The organism is Klebsiella sp. H-Nf2 (genome assembly GCF_002806645.1).
Classification (GTDB): Bacteria; Pseudomonadota; Gammaproteobacteria; order Enterobacterales; family Enterobacteriaceae; genus Klebsiella; species Klebsiella variicola.
Map to the genome: position 1 here is coordinate 350079 of NZ_PIBL01000002.1, position 17151 is coordinate 367229.

General features: G+C 55.1%; 18 protein-coding genes. 7 read left to right on the forward strand and 11 right to left on the reverse strand.

Annotated features, from left to right (window positions below):
- Window positions 1–3: 3 nt before the first annotated feature.
- The 8 genes from CWM58_RS08425 to fimB all read right to left on the reverse strand — a co-directional run bounded on the left by CWM58_RS08425 (window position 4) and on the right by fimB (window position 7820).
- On the reverse strand, window positions 4–489 hold the full coding sequence (locus tag CWM58_RS08425) for a fimbrial protein (RefSeq protein ID WP_074194464.1): 486 nt from the start codon (window positions 487–489) through the stop codon (window positions 4–6).
- A 27-nt stretch (window positions 490–516) separates the two neighbouring features.
- Window positions 517–1044, reverse strand: coding sequence for a fimbrial protein (locus tag CWM58_RS08430; protein WP_100680726.1), 528 nt, complete (start codon window positions 1042–1044; stop codon window positions 517–519).
- Between the two features lie 10 nt (window positions 1045–1054).
- Window positions 1055–3670 (reverse strand): fimbrial biogenesis usher protein, encoded by a 2616-nt coding sequence (locus tag CWM58_RS08435; RefSeq protein WP_100680727.1) that lies wholly within the window; start codon window positions 3668–3670, stop codon window positions 1055–1057.
- Between the two features lie 80 nt (window positions 3671–3750).
- A complete protein-coding gene (locus tag CWM58_RS08440) occupies window positions 3751–4455 on the reverse strand; it encodes a fimbria/pilus periplasmic chaperone (protein ID WP_162676943.1) in 705 nt (234 codons plus the stop codon).
- Window positions 4456–4504: 49 nt separating this feature from the next.
- Window positions 4505–5041: a fimbrial protein gene (locus CWM58_RS08445; RefSeq protein ID WP_012967260.1), complete on the reverse strand. Its 537-nt coding sequence runs from the start codon at window positions 5039–5041 to the stop codon at window positions 4505–4507.
- A gap of 70 nt (window positions 5042–5111) precedes the next feature.
- Window positions 5112–5660 carry a type 1 fimbrial major subunit FimA gene (gene fimA / locus CWM58_RS08450; RefSeq protein ID WP_061153378.1) on the reverse strand — a complete coding sequence of 183 codons (549 nt, stop codon included), beginning with the start codon at window positions 5658–5660 and terminating at the stop codon, window positions 5112–5114.
- 480 nt (window positions 5661–6140) lie between these two features.
- Window positions 6141–6749, reverse strand: a complete 609-nt coding sequence (gene fimE, locus CWM58_RS08460; RefSeq protein WP_074387636.1) for a type 1 fimbria switch DNA invertase FimE — start codon at window positions 6747–6749, stop codon at window positions 6141–6143.
- Between the two features lie 468 nt (window positions 6750–7217).
- A complete protein-coding gene (gene fimB, locus CWM58_RS08465; protein ID WP_061153380.1) occupies window positions 7218–7820 on the reverse strand; it encodes a type 1 fimbria switch DNA invertase FimB in 603 nt (200 codons plus the stop codon).
- Window positions 7821–8133: 313 nt separating this feature from the next.
- Between fimB and CWM58_RS29390 the strand changes: the two genes are divergently transcribed.
- A complete protein-coding gene (locus CWM58_RS29390) occupies window positions 8134–8262 on the forward strand; it encodes a hypothetical protein (RefSeq protein WP_264753724.1) in 129 nt (42 codons plus the stop codon).
- 408 nt (window positions 8263–8670) lie between these two features.
- Here CWM58_RS29390 and CWM58_RS08475 read toward each other — a convergent pair whose 3' ends face one another.
- On the reverse strand, window positions 8671–8916 hold the full coding sequence (locus CWM58_RS08475; protein ID WP_061153381.1) for a hypothetical protein: 246 nt from the start codon (window positions 8914–8916) through the stop codon (window positions 8671–8673).
- A gap of 351 nt (window positions 8917–9267) precedes the next feature.
- Here CWM58_RS08475 and yehD point away from each other — a divergent pair, with 351 nt between their 5' ends.
- The 5 genes from yehD to CWM58_RS08500 all read left to right on the forward strand — a co-directional run bounded on the left by yehD (window position 9268) and on the right by CWM58_RS08500 (window position 15161).
- Window positions 9268–9810: a fimbrial protein YehD gene (yehD, locus tag CWM58_RS08480; RefSeq protein WP_061153382.1), complete on the forward strand. Its 543-nt coding sequence runs from the start codon at window positions 9268–9270 to the stop codon at window positions 9808–9810.
- A 61-nt stretch (window positions 9811–9871) separates the two neighbouring features.
- Window positions 9872–10555, forward strand: coding sequence for a fimbria/pilus periplasmic chaperone (locus CWM58_RS08485; protein WP_061153383.1), 684 nt, complete (start codon window positions 9872–9874; stop codon window positions 10553–10555).
- 12 nt (window positions 10556–10567) lie between these two features.
- Window positions 10568–13048 carry a fimbrial biogenesis outer membrane usher protein gene (locus tag CWM58_RS08490; protein WP_100680729.1) on the forward strand — a complete coding sequence of 827 codons (2481 nt, stop codon included), beginning with the start codon at window positions 10568–10570 and terminating at the stop codon, window positions 13046–13048.
- 12 nt (window positions 13049–13060) lie between these two features.
- Window positions 13061–14050: a fimbrial protein gene (locus tag CWM58_RS08495; RefSeq protein WP_100680730.1), complete on the forward strand. Its 990-nt coding sequence runs from the start codon at window positions 13061–13063 to the stop codon at window positions 14048–14050.
- Window positions 14051–14204: 154 nt separating this feature from the next.
- Window positions 14205–15161 (forward strand): nickel/cobalt transporter, encoded by a 957-nt coding sequence (locus CWM58_RS08500; protein ID WP_100680731.1) that lies wholly within the window; start codon window positions 14205–14207, stop codon window positions 15159–15161.
- On the opposite strand, the gene CWM58_RS08505 is transcribed toward CWM58_RS08500, so the two are convergent.
- Complete coding sequence (locus tag CWM58_RS08505; protein ID WP_012540630.1) at window positions 15158–15664, reverse strand: MarR family winged helix-turn-helix transcriptional regulator; 507 nt, start codon at window positions 15662–15664, stop codon at window positions 15158–15160. The genes CWM58_RS08500 and CWM58_RS08505 overlap by 4 nt on opposite strands.
- A gap of 81 nt (window positions 15665–15745) precedes the next feature.
- Between CWM58_RS08505 and CWM58_RS08510 the strand changes: the two genes are divergently transcribed.
- On the forward strand, window positions 15746–16642 hold the full coding sequence (locus tag CWM58_RS08510) for an EamA family transporter (RefSeq protein WP_012540631.1): 897 nt from the start codon (window positions 15746–15748) through the stop codon (window positions 16640–16642).
- A gap of 95 nt (window positions 16643–16737) precedes the next feature.
- On the opposite strand, the gene CWM58_RS08515 is transcribed toward CWM58_RS08510, so the two are convergent.
- Window positions 16738–16947, reverse strand: coding sequence for a DUF1471 domain-containing protein (locus tag CWM58_RS08515; RefSeq protein WP_002916131.1), 210 nt, complete (start codon window positions 16945–16947; stop codon window positions 16738–16740).
- Window positions 16948–17151: the final 204 nt, after the last annotated feature.

Consider the following 17151-nt stretch of genomic DNA (forward strand, 5'->3'; position numbering starts at 1 on the left):
GGCTCAGGCGTAGGTATAGGTGACGTTAATCACCGCCTGAATGGTGCCTTGCGTGGCGCCGCCGTTGACGGACAGGGCTCTAACCTGCAGCGGGAAGCGAGCGGACTGGCTGGCCTCATCCACCTGTACCGACTGGCTGCTGCCATTGTTCAGCGTGGTGCCATCCTCGCTCTGCAGTTCGAGCTGAATATTGCCCGCCGTTCCCTGGTTTTTGTAATAGCCGGTGCTGTCCGCCGTCCCGCTGAAGGTGGCCTTCACCCGTGAAGTACCCACGGGGCAGTTACTGAGATCCAGCGCCACGCTGTGCCAGGCCGATGCCGAGCCCGCGCCGATCAGGCTAAAGGTATAGAGATCGCCCAGCTCGACGGTGGCATTGACGGTGGAAACCGTGCAGGGTCTGGCCACCACCTTCCCGTTGACGGTGAGGGTGACGTCGGCCGCCCGCAGGGAAGCGCTCGCGGTTAACAGGCCGGCCAGCAGCCAGCCCACGTGGGTCCATTTCATTTCAGCCTCCGCTTACTGAAATTCCAGCGTGAATGTCGCTGTCGCATTGACATGCCCGGCGGTGACGGGCACCTGAGTGGCCATCAGACGGGCGTAAAAGTTGAGAATGTTGGTCTGGCCCGGCGTCAGCGTGGTCCAGGACATGGCTGACGACGGCGCATTGACCGGCAGCCGGGACTGCTGCTGATCGAGAATTTCCACCCCCATTCCCGCCGCCGCCGAGGCGCCGACATCGAGTTTTAACAGGCTGGTGTTGACGCTGTCCGCCACGCCGGTGAAACCGACCTTCACCGCGGTGACGGAAGTGCCGCAGGGCGACAGCACGATGCGGAACGGCACCGGCGTCGTCGTCGCCCCGACGGCATAAAACTGCTTCGCGGCGTTGTCCTGAAAATCGACGGTGAAATCCTTCGACTCGCCGGCCACTGCGCAGGCGTTGTCGCGCACATAGCCGCTGATGGTGATCGTGCTATCGGCAGCGAAGGCAAACGGCGTCACCAGGGTGAGCAGGGCGCCCAGCAGATACTGCAGTGTTTTCATCATGATCTCCTTAGCGGCACGCGGCCGACAGCTGGCTGAGCGCCTGCTGCTGACTCTCCGGCGGCAGACGATAATCGGCCACGCACTGAGCGTCCGGGCCATCGCCCCATTTCACCCGCACCTTGCCCGCCAGCGGCATCCCGCTCAGGTAGACCTGGCCGTTATCCGCGACGATGCTGCCGCTCTGGTTGCTGTCGCCGGTGGCGAGGGCGCCAAACGGCACCGGTTTGCCGCGATGGGTCAGTGTCATCAGGATCTTCATCCCCACCTGCGCGTTAAAGTTGGCGCGGACGATCGCCCCATGGGTGGGCACCACGCTGACCACTGCATCATCAAGGTCGACATTGTCTGCCAGGGTGTTGGTGTCCAGCGCGATCCGGTTTTCGCGATACTCGGTGGCATAGGGCAGGACGGCATACCCGCGCCAGTCGGTGCGTACCCCGGTCTGGTTTTCCACTTTCACGCCGCCAGCGCCGGGGGCTTTCACCAGCACCACGGTATCGTTCAACGGCTGGCTCAGGGTGATGCCGTTGGCGTGCGCCAGCACGCCGCCGCTGACGCCGTAGTAGAGCTGTTTAAAGCCATCGCTGCGGCTATAGCCGACGTTGGCGTTGCCGTAGCCGCCGCGGTAGTTGAGCGCGGTATAGCCTGTGCTCCCGCTGTCGCCGTTGCCGCCGCCGGCATAGCCGGTCTGCACGCTATAGCTGAGGTTGTTGTCTTCCAGCAGGGTGCCGTACAGGCCCGCCAGATTGGTCATGCGGCCATTGAGATCGTGCGAAAGGCTGTAGCTGGCGCTGGCGTGCCGCCAGACCGAGCGGCTATCGGAACGCAGCCAGTGGCTGAAGGGGATATTGACGTTGACCGCCAGCATCTGATCGCGCCCTTGCTGCCAGGCGTTTTTGGTCAGACTGTAGCTTAGCGACCAGTTGATATCGTTTACGGCGGCGTTGAGGCCGGCCTGCAGTTGCTCATCGGCATCGTCGGTACCCCAGTAGGTCTGGTGGCTGCCGCTCAGATAGAGGGTGGCGGTGCGCCCCAACTGCTGGGTCACGCTCAGCTGCACCTTGCCGCGCTTGCTGTAAGCCAGATTGTAGTAGTCGGTAAATTTGGGTTTCACCTGGATAACGCCGTCCTGGGTTTCCACGCTGTAGCCGCTCATCCGGCGGTAGGTGGTATCGGCAAAGTTATAGTAGCCGCGGGTGGAGTAGCGGTAGCCCACCAGCTGCAGGTTAGTCCCGGTCTCATCCAGGGATTTGTTATAGAGAAAACGCACCGACTGCCCCTGATGCTCGCTGTCGTCCGCCAGCGTGGCGTTGGCCTGGGTGATATCCAGCGACAGGGCGCCGAAATAGCCCATATTTTTCCCCACCCCAAGGTTAAAGGCGCGATAGCGGTCCGCCAGCTGAGTGCCGCCGTACAGGGTCCAGCCCGCCGGCAGGCCATGCATGGCCGTACTCTGGAAAAAATCGGGCGTCTCCTGCTGGCTGTTGCCGCTGCGGTACTCCCCGGCGGTGAGGGCGAAGCGGGTATGGCCTTCACGCTGCAGCACCGGCACCGTTGACCAGGGCACGCTGAAGACCTGGCGGGAGCCATCCGCTTCTTTAATCGTGACCTGCAGATCGCCGCCATTGCCCGCGGCGTAGAGATCGTCGATGGTAAACGGCCCCGGTGGCACCGTACTCTGGTAGATTTCATAGCCGTTTTGCCTGATTGACACCTGCGCCGTGCCGCGGGCGATCCCGTGGATCACCGGCGCGAAGCCTTTCTGGCTGTCCGGTAGCATATTGTCGTCCGAGGCCAGCTGGGCGCCGCGGAAATTGATCCCGTCGAAGACATCGCCGTTGGTATAGCTGTCCCCGAGGGTGAGTCGCGAACGCAGAGGCGTGATGTCCCGCTCAAGCCAGCTGTTAACGTGCTGCCAGCGGTTTTCACTGGAGGAAGCGCTGCCGCTGCCGCTACTGTAGCTCCACGTGCTGTTATCGCGCAGACGCCAGGCGCCAACGTTCAGGCCGCTCTGCAGATTCAGATAGGCGTAACGGCTGCTGCCACCCGTGGTGTTATGGACGTTATTGCCCGTGAAGTTATAGTTAATCAGCCCGGCGGTGATACCGTCATCCCACAGCTCCGGCGGAATATAGCCGCGCGCGCGGGTGCCCATAAATGCCTGGGGCACGGTGAGATACAGACGCTGTTGGCCAACGTCAAAGCGCGTAGTGGCTTCGCTGATAAGCGTCGTTAGCGGCACGCAGGCTGCGCTGTCCAGCGTCGCCATGCCCGGCACCCGCCCGGTATCCACGCCCATGCTCGCCAGCTGGCCGCGCGTCAGACAGGGTGACATACCATGGCCCTGCGCGTCGGCCTGGAAAGTGACGTCCCGGGTGGTCATAAAACCATTGTTGAGATAAATATCGACGCGATAGGTGCCTGGAGGCACCTCCTGGCCTTTTTCAAATCCCGACAGGTCAGCCACCGCCGCCGGATCGTCAGCTAAAAAGCGGGGGTTAAAATAGAGGTCCGCCAGCGCGGCAAACGGCAGTGAGCTGAGCCACAGCGTCAGCGCCGGAGTAATCAGGCGCCGGGCGCTTCGGCAACCCCAATGGTCCAGTCCATATTTTCGATGTGACATAATCCCTCCGGTCCGACGTTGCCCGGCTGTCAGTGCTTCTGGTCATGCGCAGCGTGGCCCGCGCGGCGGGGTACTCTGGGTTAACGCAGTACGCCATTCATTTTCGGCGTCAGCGCGCCGTAATCGTTAATCGTGCGATAGGTGATGGTGTTCCCGGCATCTGCGGGCAGCTTGACGCTGGTTTTGCCCATCGGCGGCACGAGGGCGTTTTCCAGAATGCGCGTCCCGGCGTTCAGTTCGGTCACCGTCAGGTAATAAGGGGTTGGGTTCGTCAGCGTCAGCGACGATCCGCTGCGGCTAAAGGTCAGCTTTTCCGCTGCCTGATCCGGGGGCAGGGCCAGTTTTCCCGGACGGTAGTAGAGCTTGATGCGGCTGATAATCGCCAGCTGCAGGGTATTGTCGCTGAGCTTGGATTTATCCATCGAGGGGATCGCCTTCACGTTCATCCAGAACAGGCTTTCCCGATCCTGCGGCAGCTGGTTATTGGTGGCGTCGATAATGCGCAGGGTGTTCTCTTTTTTGCCCTGCATGGCAAACAGCGGGGGAGTGATGACAAACCGGCCGTCTCGCTGACCATCGGCATTTTCCACCCATGACTGAATAAGCCAGGTGCTGTTGTCATCATTATTGGTCACCGCGAGCTGGACTTGTTTCTGTCCCGCCGGGTAGATAACCCGGGTCGCGCCAAGCGCGACGCCCGCCTGCGCGCTGGCGCTCAACGCACCGGCGACGAAAAGTAAACATCCCGCCAGTATGCCGCGTGTCGTCGTTGCCATTTTTCTCACGTTATCTCCTTGTCTGCTCACCGTGTTGTCCTGTTTGTCTGCGGATTAATTACTGATAGGTCAATGAGAACCAGGCCTGGGCGTTGGCCGCGCCGCCGGTGACCTGGCGTCCGGTCGCCCGATATTTGGCGACAAAATTGAGCGTCGTCGGTCCGCGGTAGAGCGGCACCCAGCGATCCGGCGGACGATTGAGCGGCAGCTGCTGGCCCTGACTGTCGAACAGCGCAATGCCAATCCCGCTGGCGATCCCCGGGCCTTCGCCCACCGAGAGCACATCGGGATTTTTACCATCAGCCACACCGTGAAATGCCACGCCCACATGCTGGCTGACTGCGGTACTGCAATCCTGTAAATGAATCGCGAAAGGGATCGGGTTACTGTCTTCCCCGACATCATGAAATCGGTTACTGCTGATCTGCCCCAGATTGACTGTCATCTGCCGATCGCCCGCTTCGACGCGGCAGGAACTCGCCATAATCAGGCCCTGAAAACGCATGCTGCCCCCAGGCAGCGTGACGTTCCACTGATTACCAGCCAGGGCCAGCGGGGGTAGTAGCAGCAGCAGACCTGATTTCATTCCCTGCATCGTTTCACTCCAGTTGGAAATAGAGAGCGGGCCCTCCTGGCCCTGATTGCCTCCCTGCGTGGATCGGGCCTTACTCGTACTGCACTTTGAACGTGGCATCCGCGTTCGCCGTACCGGCGGTCGCTGCGCCGGTCGCGTAGTAACGCGCCTGGAACGGGATAATGTTGGTGCCGTCATTCAGGGTGGTCGCGGCACTGAAGGTGGCCCCGTCCAGCGCCAGTGGCGTGCCGGTGTTGTCGAGGATCTGCACGCCAACGTTGGTTGCGCCGCCAGCGGCAGAGTTTTGCAGTGCCAGAACGGTGGTGTTGCTGCTGTCAATGGCGGTACCGGAGAAAGCGACAGATGCTTTGGTCGCCACTGTGGTGTCGCAGTCATCCAGCTGGATGTTGAAACCGACGGAGGAGCTGGTGCTACCCGCGGTGGCAAGTTTCGCGGAACGCACCTGACCTAACTGGACGGTTTGATCGATAGAGCCGGCATCCACCGCACAGGCCGCATTGACGACTTCCCCTTTAAAATGCACTGTCCCGCCGTTGACCGTGGTGGTATCGGCCAGCGCCGCCGCGGAGCTCAGAGACAGGGCTGACACAACAACCATTGCCAGTGTTTTGATTTTCATACTGTTTTCCTTTGAACGATGTCGAAATAACGAACCGGATTGGCAGCCGATGTGCCTTCCAGGCATTTCAGATTCCAGCCGAGTAGTCAGGCTGCCGGCTCTGCACAGTTTTCACCCAACTGATGAGACAATTGGGGCCATTTTGACTCGTCAGGATAAGTGACCTGTTTTTGGTTTTACTATGGCGTTTTTGTGGTTTTAAATTCTGTATAATTGGCTTTTTGTGGGTATATTATCTGTCGTAGTGGGAGGGAGTGCGAAAGGTATAGCGATGGTGCTGGCGAAGGATCGCCGGTACAGCTGGAATCTGATGAGAGAAAAGTGAGTGATTGCGGGATTAAAAACGCATAATAATCAATACAATATGATTTTTTCTGCAGAAATATGGCGCAGTGAGTTGCAAAACATTACAAAACATTTTTATGATATAAACAGTTTGGCCCCAATTGACCTGTTCGTAATTAATTATATTGCATTAAATCAATCAGTTAAATCATTTTTCTGTTGCAGGCCTTTTTCCTCTAGAAGATTATTTCTTTCCCAAATTCCGGCAAAACGTGCCGCATTACTGGCGGTGTAGCGTACCGTGTGACGAATATTACGATGTCCCAGATAATCCTGTATCAAACGGGTATCTGTACCTCTTTCCGCCAGTTCATAGCCGCAGGCGTGACGCAGCATATGGGGGTGCGTGTGCGTGACGGTGCCCGCATTTTCGCCGGCGGAGCGAATAATACGATACGCTTGCTGGCGTGAGAGTGGCGTTCCGCGACGAGAGATAAACAGCGCGTCGGTTTTTGCCGCCGCTTTCCAGCCGGCGCGGACCAGACTCCAGCGTTCGATCGCCTCGCGCTCATCAAAGCGCAGCGGATGAATAGTCGAAAAACCATTCTTTAGCCGCCGCACATTGACCCGTCCTTCATGCAGATCCAGATCGTGATAGTGCAGATCCAGCAGTTCGCTGATGCGCATGCCGTGACGAAAGGCAAGCAGGATGAGACAGTAGTCCCGTTCGCCGGTGGGTCCCTGTCGAGCGGCCTGCATCATTGCCTGAACTTCTTTGGCGGTAAGAAAACGACGTCGGTTCACAATATTGGCTCCTGAAAAAGGGGATGAATGACCGTCACGGCGAAACCTTACGCCATGACGAAAAGAATACGTAATGCTAAAACGTTGTAGGGTGAAGTTGATTAACCACGAATAGATAGCACATTACATTGACTGATACTAAAAATATCGCCGGGCGATAATTCTTAATTTTAAAGATTTTAATGGTTGTCTCAATAGCATCTATAGATGTTATCGCCAGGTGCATAAATTAAAAGGACTTTTTTCTGATAAGTGCTGTAATTGAAAAAAGCGGTGCAGAAATTTTGTTCGAGCAATAAATAATTTGGTCAAATCCAGAATGAACACAGGGTTAAATTGGCGCGGAGCTGGAGGGAATAAATAAGAACTTGCGGGAACAGTAAGCATAATTAACGCAGGGTTAATGATAATAAATATTTTAATTTTCGGGCAGGTTGCGGGACAACGCCATCCGTGGCGTCAAGGTTATTAGATCAAAGACGATCGCTGTTTGTCGCGCGTATTGTCCCAAATGCCATAGAAGCGCCCCGCGTTGCTGGCGGTATACCAGACGGTATGGCGGATATTGCGATGCCCGAGGTAATCCTGGATCAAACGGGTATCGATCCCCATATTGGCCAGCGCAAAGCCACAGGAGTGGCGCAGCATGTGCGGGTGGATCTCCAGCGGTAATCCCGCAAGATCCCCTGATGAGGCGATAATCTGATAAAACTGCTGGCGTGAAAGGGGATTACCTTTGCGGGAGAGAAACAGCCATTCGCTGGCTGCCTGCGGCCAGCTGTTGCGAATGGCCAGCCATCGCTTTAGGGCGTGGATCTCTTTCTCCAGCAACGGATGAGTGGTCGAAAACCCCTTTTTGAGCCGATGGATATAAACACATCGGGCAGCAAGGTCGATATCCGATATTCGTAGACGGCAGATCTCGCTGGCTCGCAGACCATGGATGAAGCATAGTAATGTCAGGCAATAATTCCGTGCGGCATAGAGGCCGGTATCGGCGGCTTTAAGTAAAGACTCGATTTCATTCTGAGTCAGGAAGTTCCTTTTTTTTATATCGGCGTTATTCGTCATGGTTTTCCCTTTTATTGCAGGCATATTTTTCTCTGTCCAGGCCTGCGTCAGGTCATTGTTAAATTCGACAGCCTTTTTATTTTGAAGCAGCGTGCTGATAACGTTTTAATCTCATGCGAAAGCGTTTCACCGGGTGAAGGCAAAATCTGAACGTTATCGCTGAGTGAGCGTGCGGTATCATAGGCTATCTCCATTACCAACGATAAGACGCCGCAAGCTGAAGGGTAAAGAAAGGGCTAGCGGGTTGAAGTGGCGTCGCTTTCCTGGTGGTTTCCACGTCCTGTACATCCCTGATCCTCTTGATGATGCCCGCATGATGATGAAGGCACGGGCTTCCGGCCACGGCAAGACGGCCATCAATGCCGTCATGATTTATTGCCTGCATGCTGGGCAACATCTCGCCAGCAAAGCACTCTCCCGCGCCGACAACGCCCGGGAATAGCGTGAGAAACGTCTCAGACAGAATACAACACTGAATCGTCTGGATAGCATTCACTGCAAAACTACAACAGCGATTAAACCATACTGCAAAAAGCCTGGGGATAATAGCCATTGTCTGTATGAGGGCACTTTACGCTGTATTTCAGAAAATAAGCTTAATCTAAAGGGGAGTAAAGTTGATAGGAATCAGGCACGGTAAGCGCCGGTAGCGGCGATATCAGTGGGCTGGAAGAAAAGGGGGCATCATGAGTATCGGGATAATGTCTGACGATTAGGTGGGAATATTCTGCTCTATGCTAAGAATAAGGTGCAGGCAGAAAACGTCAGCCAGACAGCTGAAGTATGAGGGGGCGTTAAAGGCTCCGGCGGCGGGAGGACTTACGTCCTGGAGACGTCGAAGCCTGCAGGTTCACCATTTTTCGTCACGTGCTTCCTGACGACCTTCACGGCGGTTTTCCCGTTTATCGTGACGGCAGCTGGCGTTGCTTTGATTGTTATTGCGGACGCATTCCTGCTTGGTATCACGACCTTGCTCGCGACTATCCTGACGGATATCGCGGGCGTCCTGGCGCTTTTCGCCGCGCCAGGTCGCCTGCGCCGAAAGCGATGGCACCAGCAGCGCGACGCAGACCAGGGCAAGTAAGCCTTTTTTCATTAGGATGGCCTTCTGTTTTTATAAACACAATAAATAATTAGCAGCTAATTATAAAGTTATCATATGGTTTAAGCGAGGATAGCACAAAATGCATCGTTGTCTGTGGCAACTTTGTTTTTTATTAAATGGAGTTCAGTTGTTTCTGATGTATATGTTTTTATTGTCTTTTAACAATATATAAACACTATGGCCTTTGGATGAGTCGTAGACATAATGAATTAATTGGCTTGATATTGGTCAAGTGAATTAAATAAGCATGTTGTGAATGGTTAAATCGCGTGCAATATTTAACTCATGAGTTTTTTCTCATCTCACAAACCAAATGGATAAACAAATAAAAGGAACTATTTTATGAAGCGTTTAACTGTTGCTGCAGCAGTCCTGTCTACCGTATTTATGAGTGCCGGTGCTTTTGCGGATACTGACCAGGGTGAAGTTATTATCACCGGACGCGTTGTGGGTACCACTTGTCAGTTTCTTGACGGCAACAACTCTACCACTATTACGATGAACCAGGTCGGGCAGGAAAGTCTTGCTGGTCTCAATGCCGGCGCCACCTATACCGGGATTAAAAACAGCACCACGGTGCCATTAAAATTAAAATGTACCGGTACTGCGCCGAAAATCAGCCTGGCACGTAACCAGTTTGATACGACTTACCCGAACATCACTAAAAATACCGTAGCGGGTGGCGCATCCGGCGTCGGCTTTGTGGTGACAGCGAATAACGCCGAACTAAACGCCAACTCGCTGATTCCTCTTAATGGGGATCCTGATGAGAACGGTGTATATACCATTGATTTTTCAGCGCAGTATGCGCTGGTGGCCGCAGGTAACGCAGTCACCCAGGGCGATGTTGAGTCAACCCTTACGCTGACCGTGGTAACCGAGTGATGTTGTCACCCGGCGAGACGCAGGGCGTTCGCCGGGTCTCTGTTTACATGGAGTGAAAGAGATGAAAGGATTCATTCTGCTGCTACTGACATTTTTCATTATCCCCGCGCAGGCGGGTATTGTGATCTATGGGACGCGCGTTATTTATCCGGCCGGTAAAAATGAGGTGATGGTGCAGTTAATGAATCGCGGCGATCGCGGCGCCCTGGTACAGGCGTGGATCGACGACGGTAATACTTCCATTGCTCCGGAGAATATCCGCGTTCCTTTTCTTATTTCACCGCCGGTGGTGCGCGTTAGAGCCAATACCGGTCAGCAGCTTAAAATAAAAGCATTATCCAATACGTTACCGCAAAACCAGGAAAGTTTATTTTACCTCAATGTCCTCGATATTCCACCCAATGCCAGCGTGAACGATGGTAAGAATGTGGTGAAATTTGCGATCCAAAACCGAATTAAGTTGTTTTATCGCCCGGAAGGTGTCGCTGGCGTTACGCAGGCCAGTTTTCATCATTTAGGCCTGCAGCAAAAAGGCAAAAATGTACTGGTTAAAAATAACAGTGCAAACTGGATCACGATCCCTGAAATTAAAATGAATAATGTGAAGGCAAGCAGTAAAGCTATTATGCTGGCGCCATTTTCACAACAGATGATTACCCTCAGTGGCACCGGTGCCAGACAATATAATATAACGATTATTGATGATCATGGAAATTATATTAGTGATAGCATCGGCGTAAAATAAAAAGAGGTGGTTATGTTAAGGATGACATCACTTGCCCTGGCGATTATAGCATCGTTATTTGCTGAAGCTCTGGCGGCAGAAGAGACCTTTGATACCAACTTTATGTTCGGCGGAATGAAAGGGGTCAAAGACAGTCACTATCAGTTTACAGATGACGCGCCGGTTGCGGGTGAATATAACCTGGATGTGTATGTCAATAACAAGTGGCGTGGGAAGTATGACCTGACGGTGAAGGAGCAGCCAGGGGAAAGCTGCTTGTCGCACTCCCAACTGCAGCAGCTCGGTATTAAAGCCGAGGGGCTGGACAATAAGAACCAGGCGCAATGCATCACGCTACGCGAGGCTGTGCAGGGGGGGAAATATCATTTTGATATCTCCACCCTGACCCTCGCGCTCACTGTCCCGCAGGCTTTTGTTAATGAACTGGAAGCAGGCTATGCTTCCCCGGAAAGCTGGGACCGCGGGGTCAATGCCTTCTATACGTCCTATTATGCCAGTCAGTATTACAGCGATTATAAAAGCGCCGGGAATAACAAAAGTACCTTTGCCCGTTTTACCAGCGGTTTAAATCTATTGGGATGGCAACTGCACTCTGACGCCAGCTATAACAACAATGATTCTGGCGCCGGTGAGTGGAAAAGTAACACGCTTTATCTGGAGAGAGGCTTCGGCGAGATAGAGAGTACGCTTCGCGCCGGGGATATGTACACATCAGGCGATATTTTCGACACCGTGCGCTTTCGCGGGGTGCGCTTATATCGCGATATGCAAATGTTGCCCAACTCCAGGCGCAACTTTACGCCGATCGTTCAGGGGATTGCGCAAAGCAATGCCCTGGTCACCATTGAGCAAAATGGCTTTGTCATTTATCAGAAAGAGGTGCCGCCCGGTCCCTTTGCTATTGCTGATTTACAGATGGCCGGCGGCGGGGCCGACCTTGACGTGAGCATCAGAGAAGCTGACGGGACGATCACCAGCTATCTGGTGCCCTTTTCTTCCGTTCCCAACATGCTGCAGGCAGGTGTCTCGAAATACGATCTTGCTGCCGGACGCAGCCATATTGAGGGGGCCGATCGGCAGGCTGATTTTATCCAGGGGACCTATCAGTATGGTTTGAACAACCTGCTGACGCTGTACGGTGGTTCGATGCTGTCGAATCACTATTCTGCTTTTACTTTAGGGACCGGCTGGAATACCTGGCTCGGCGCTATTTCCGTCGATGCCACCCAGTCGCATAGCGAGCAGGATAACGGCACCTATGATGGACAAAGCTATCAGGTAGCTTACAGTAAATTCCTGACGCCAACCCAGACCCGTTTTGGCCTGGCGGCCTACCGCTATTCCAGCCGGGATTACCGCACCTTTAACGATCACGTGTGGGCGAAGAACAGAACCCACTATCACCGTGACGAAAATGATGTCTACGATATTGCCGATTATTATCAATATGATTTCGGCAGGAAAAATTCCCTGTCGGCCAGTTTGAGCCAGGCGCTCCCGGCGGGCTATGGCGCGATTTCCCTAAGCGCCCTGTGGCGCGACTACTGGGGAAAAAGCGGCAGCAATAAAGATTATCAGCTCGGCTATTCGAATACCTGGCAGCGGCTGACCTATACGCTATCGGCCAGCCAAACCTATGACGAATATCATCACCAGGATAAGCGATTTAATCTTTATTTCTCCATTCCGTTCAGTTGGGGGGACGACCTGACCGCGCCGCGTCGTCGGTTGAATCTGTCTAACTCCACTACCTTCGATAACAGTGGCTTTGCCTCCAATAACACCGGACTGAACGGCATTGCCGGCTCCCGCGATCAGTTCAGCTACGGGGTTAATCTCAGTCATCAGCAGCAAAATAATGAAACCGCTGCCGGGGCCAACCTCACCTGGAATGCCCCGCTGGCCACACTGAGCGGAAGTTACAGCCAGTCGTCAAACTACACCCAGGCCAGCGGAAGCCTCTCCGGAGGCGTGGTGCTTTGGTCCGGGGGCGTCAGCCTGGCGAATCGGTTATCAGACACCTTCGCGATTTTGCAGGCGCCGGGGCTGGAGGGGGCTTATGTCAATGGTCAGAAATACCGCACCACCAACGGGAAAGGGATCGTGCTCTACGACAACCTCACTCCGTTCCGTGAAAACGCCCTGATGCTGGATGTGTCGGATTCCCACAGTACAACGGAACTGAAAGGCAACCGGAAAATGGTGGCCCCGTATCGGGGCGCTGTGGTGGTTAGCCACTTTGATACCGACCAGCGTAAGCCGTGGTTGATTCATGCTCGTCGAGCTGCTGGTGAGCCGCTGCCGTTTGGTTATGAAATCGAGGATAACCAGGGGCAGAATGTCGGGGTCGTGGGCCAGGGCAGCTTATTATACATCCGCACGGATACTCTTCCGTCGACGCTGAAAGTGGCTGTTGATAAAGCAAATAATCAGTACTGCACGATCACCTTTAAACAAACCATTGATGAAGAGCAGACCTATGTCTGCCGGTAAAGGAATATTACGATGAGATGGCTACTGTTTCTGCTATTCACCTTCAGTACCTTTGGCGCCTGGGCGGGGAACTGCGACCTGAACACCAGTCATATCCAGAAAGGGATTGAGGGGTACGGTACCTATATTTTCAAACCCGTCACCCTCTCCGGTACTTTGGCGTTACGCGAAGGCACCTTTACCAATGATGACTGGCTGTTTGTTTGTCAGTCATTACAGAACGTCGTGATTACCCTGACAGGAGAGGCGCAGCACAGCACCGAGTATAATTTCCTGGTGGGCCACGAAAAATATAAAATTAAATTCGACCTGTCGCCGCATAATATTTCCGGCACCGATTTGACCGAAAAAATTCACTATAAATTGTCTGACATTTTTAATGATACCGCCTCTATTAGCTATGCCATCAGTAAGGGAGAGGTCGCAGGCAGGCCGGTCATCACCCCCGGTCAGCCCTTTACGGTAAGTTATAAACTCAATCTAAGATATTGTCAGAATAAGGATAAAGAGTGCACCGATATCCCCATTACCTATATTTATCATATCATTTTGCAAATCAACGTGATGACCTGTGGTTTTGAGAATCCGACGACGGAAATCAAAATGGGTGAATATAATTTCATCGATATTAAACAGGGAACCGTAGCGTACCGCCCGGAGGTGATCAATATCGACTGTCGCCAGGGGGAGTCCGGTGTGCTGGAGCTGACGCCGGGCAAGATTGAGTACTCGTTCAGGAGCGCATCGGGACTGAAAAACGGTCAGGTGTTAGCTAACGATGAGGAATTATCTGCCACCGGCGCCGGTGAGGTCGGGTTCCATATTCAGGATGCCAGCGGGGCGGATATCCAGTATGACAATGGCTACCTGTACGAAACGCCACAGGAAGCCGTGCACGGCAAAAATCCGATTACACTGAATATCAAGCCAATGAAGTATGGCGAGAATATTCGTACCGGAGAGATTAAAAGCCGGGTCATCATCGTGGTCAACAACAACTAACCCCGCTTTGCCTGTCGACGCCAGCCCAGGCTAATGTTATCTCTATCTGTCAGGGGCGGCATATCGCTTTCCCTGGCCGACAGGGCAGACAGACCGCTCGCCGGACGTGAGTTCGCCGTCCGGTGAGATAACCTCTTTACGCAATGGCATAATGATGAATACTCCGATTGCGCAGCGCGACTGGCGCCTGCTGGCGGCCGGGAGCGGCGGGCTCCTTTTGCTGGTGGCCGGCACCATGTTGCATAGCCACTGGGGCGATTTTCTCCAGTGGTGCCTCGCCACCCAAATAACCTTACATCGCTATCTGGTGATGTATCTTTTGCTGCTGAATAATCACCAGTACAGCGGCGGCGTCTGGCTGTTAGTGGGCGCCTTTCTCTACGGCGTGCTGCACGCCATCGGGCCGGGTCACGGCAAGTTTATCGTCACGACTTACCTGAGCACCAACCAGGAGAGCCTGACGGCGGCGCGGGTGGTGCCCTTTCTCGGCAGCCTGTTGCAGGGCGTCAGCGCCATCCTCTTTGTCTTTATTCTCGCGGTAGGACTGAATCTGGCCGCCGGCGATCTCAGCGCCAGCCGCTGGTACGTTGAGAAGATCAGCGCCCTGACCATCGGCGCCTTTGGAATTTACATTATCTTTCGCGCGCTGCAGAGCCTGGGGCCGGGCAAGAGAGTGCTTAGCGCCATAACACCGGCGCATCAGCATGATGCCTCGTGCGGCTGCGGCCACCACGGCGTGGGGCACGATCTGCACGGCGCCGACTGGAAGACACGCCTTGGCGTGGTGCTGGCCATCGGCGCCCGCCCCTGCAGCGGGGCAATCATGATTTTGCTGTTCGCCAACGCGCTGGGGATTGTCAGCTGGGGCATCGCCGCGGTGATGACCATGGCGCTGGGTACCGGACTTTCGATCCTCGCGCTGTCACTGACGGTGCACTATGCCCGCCACCGGGCGGTCAACAGGCTGACGGTGGGGAGGCGTCCGCGGCCCTGGTTGGTGCCGCTGGTGAAGATCCTCGGCGGGCTGGCGCTGATCCTCTTTGCCGCCGGGTTGTTTTTCACCGTGGTGCCGATCAGCGCCAACGGCGACTTTATCGCCGCCGGCTGTTAACGACTTTCCAGCAGGTGCATCAATACCCGTAGCGCCTGATCCAGTTGCAGGCGTTCGCTGTCACTGAGTCCTGCCAGCAGCTGCCGTTCATTATCGACATGCGTTTCCACCGCCTCATCGATCCGCTCACGCCCGACAGGGGTCAGGGCGACCAGCATACTGCGGGCATCCTCCGGGTTCGGCAGGCGGGTAATAAATCCGCGTTTCTCCAGCGCCTTCAGGCGATGAGTCATGGTGCCGGAGGTGATCATCAGCGTGGAGAAGAGCTGGGTCGGCGAAAGAGTGAAAGGGGGGCCGGCGCGGCGCAGCGTCGCCAGCATATCAAACTCCCAGCGCACCAGATCGTGGCGCGTAAAGGCCACTTCCACCTGCGGCTCCAGCAGCATGGCGCATCGTTTCAGGCGGCCTATCGGTCCCATTGGGCTGCAGTCCAGATCCGGTCGCTCCCGCTGCCACTGGGCGAGAATGCGATCCACGGCGTCGATCGCGGGTGATTTGTCCATCAGTGCTCACTTGTCTTGATATCAAGATACTTGTCGGTACATACTTCAGTCACCAATTTAGCTTGAAGTGAAGATAAAATCATGGCTTTTCTCTCACGTAGTCTGATGATCGACTTACTGCTCACCGCGCTGGCGCCCGCTATCTGGGGGACGACCTATATCGTCACCTCCCAGTTCCTTCCTCCCGATCGGCCATTTATCGCTGCGCTGCTGAGGGTGTTGCCGGCAGGCATCGCCCTGCTGATCTGGAGCCGTCGTTTCCCGCAGCGCGGCGAGTGGGCAAAGCTTATCGTTACCGGCATTTTAAATATCGGCGCTTTCCAGGCGCTGCTGTTTATCGCTGCCTATCGCTTACCCGGTGGACTGGCGGCGGTGATTGGCGCGATCCAGCCGCTGCTGGTGATGCTCCTCGCCTGGTGCGTTGATCGGCAGCGCTCGCCCTGGCTGGCGGTGTTCTCCGCCATCGCCGGTATACTCGGTATGGCCATGCTGCTGCTGTCGCCGCACACCGTCCTCGACCCGCTGGGGATCGGCGCGGCGTTTCTCGGCGCGATCAGTATGGCGCTGGGCACCTGGCTTTCCCGCCGCTGGGCGCTCTCCTTGCCGATTGTCGCGTTGACCGGCTGGCAGCTGGCGATTGGGGGAGTGGTGCTGGCCCCGGTGGCGCTGATTGTTGACCCCCCTCTGCATCAGGTGACAGCGCTGCAGGTCGCAGGCTATCTGTGGCTGTGCGTCGCGGGCGCCATGCTGGCCTATGGCCTGTGGTTCCGGGGGATTGGCCGCCTCTCGCCGGTGGCGGTGTCGGCGATGAGTCTGCTGAGCCCGGTGACCGCTGTGGTGCTGGGATGGATTTTCCTTGGACAAAAGATCCAGGGGATGGCGCTGGTGGGGTTGATCGTGGTGCTGGCGAGCGTGCTGTCTATCCAGCGCGCGCTGGCGCGCCAGGCGGCGGGAGCAAAAACGAAAAAAGCCCCATAACGGGGCTCGACATTGCTGCGTACGGGGTGGGCGGCGGGAGCCAGACCAGCCACCCGCAGGCGGCCTGTCCGGCAGCTCCCTCTGCAACCATTCGCTTATTTAGACAGCTCGGCGGTCATATGGACCTGGTTGCCGGTGTACGCTTCGGTGATGTGGTAGGAAGCGCCTTGTTCTTTCGCAATGGTCGCGATTTTCGCTTCTGCGCTGTCCAGGGTATCTGCTGTCACGCTCACCGGATGAGCGAAGCTAGCAAAAGAAACCAGGGAGAGCATACCGGCAGCGGCGAGTAATTTTACGTTTTTCATGGTGTTTGTCCTTTTAACTTTTATGGTGGAAAGCGTGTTTGCTTTCGATGGACTTATAATAAGTCTGCTAACTATAACGTGCGTTGCAAAAAGTGCGATTTAGATCACATTTTTATGGCGGTGAGATGATGAAAAGATGACAAAGAGATGAATGAATTTATTTTTTTACTTTAAAAACAATGGATTAAATATTTCCCTCTGGAA

Excerpts from the sequence above, each read along its gene's own strand:
- CWM58_RS08430 (WP_100680726.1), bottom strand. The coding sequence starts at position 1,044 with ATGAAAACACTGCAGTATCTGCTGGGCGCCCTGCTCACCCTGGTGACG.
- CWM58_RS08435 (WP_100680727.1), bottom strand. The coding sequence starts at position 3,670 with ATGTCACATCGAAAATATGGACTGGACCATTGGGGTTGCCGAAGCGCC.
- CWM58_RS08445 (WP_012967260.1), bottom strand. The coding sequence starts at position 5,041 with ATGCAGGGAATGAAATCAGGTCTGCTGCTGCTACTACCCCCGCTGGCC.
- fimA (WP_061153378.1), bottom strand. The coding sequence starts at position 5,660 with ATGAAAATCAAAACACTGGCAATGGTTGTTGTGTCAGCCCTGTCTCTG.
- fimB (WP_061153380.1), bottom strand. The coding sequence starts at position 7,820 with ATGACGAATAACGCCGATATAAAAAAAAGGAACTTCCTGACTCAGAAT.
- CWM58_RS29390 (WP_264753724.1), top strand. The coding sequence starts at position 8,134 with ATGATGATGAAGGCACGGGCTTCCGGCCACGGCAAGACGGCCATCAAT.
- CWM58_RS08475 (WP_061153381.1), bottom strand. The coding sequence starts at position 8,916 with ATGAAAAAAGGCTTACTTGCCCTGGTCTGCGTCGCGCTGCTGGTGCCA.
- yehD (WP_061153382.1), top strand. The coding sequence starts at position 9,268 with ATGAAGCGTTTAACTGTTGCTGCAGCAGTCCTGTCTACCGTATTTATG.
- CWM58_RS08485 (WP_061153383.1), top strand. The coding sequence starts at position 9,872 with ATGAAAGGATTCATTCTGCTGCTACTGACATTTTTCATTATCCCCGCG.
- CWM58_RS08490 (WP_100680729.1), top strand. The coding sequence starts at position 10,568 with ATGTTAAGGATGACATCACTTGCCCTGGCGATTATAGCATCGTTATTT.
- CWM58_RS08495 (WP_100680730.1), top strand. The coding sequence starts at position 13,061 with ATGAGATGGCTACTGTTTCTGCTATTCACCTTCAGTACCTTTGGCGCC.
- CWM58_RS08500 (WP_100680731.1), top strand. The coding sequence starts at position 14,205 with ATGAATACTCCGATTGCGCAGCGCGACTGGCGCCTGCTGGCGGCCGGG.
- CWM58_RS08505 (WP_012540630.1), bottom strand. The coding sequence starts at position 15,664 with ATGGACAAATCACCCGCGATCGACGCCGTGGATCGCATTCTCGCCCAG.
- CWM58_RS08510 (WP_012540631.1), top strand. The coding sequence starts at position 15,746 with ATGGCTTTTCTCTCACGTAGTCTGATGATCGACTTACTGCTCACCGCG.
- CWM58_RS08515 (WP_002916131.1), bottom strand. The coding sequence starts at position 16,947 with ATGAAAAACGTAAAATTACTCGCCGCTGCCGGTATGCTCTCCCTGGTT.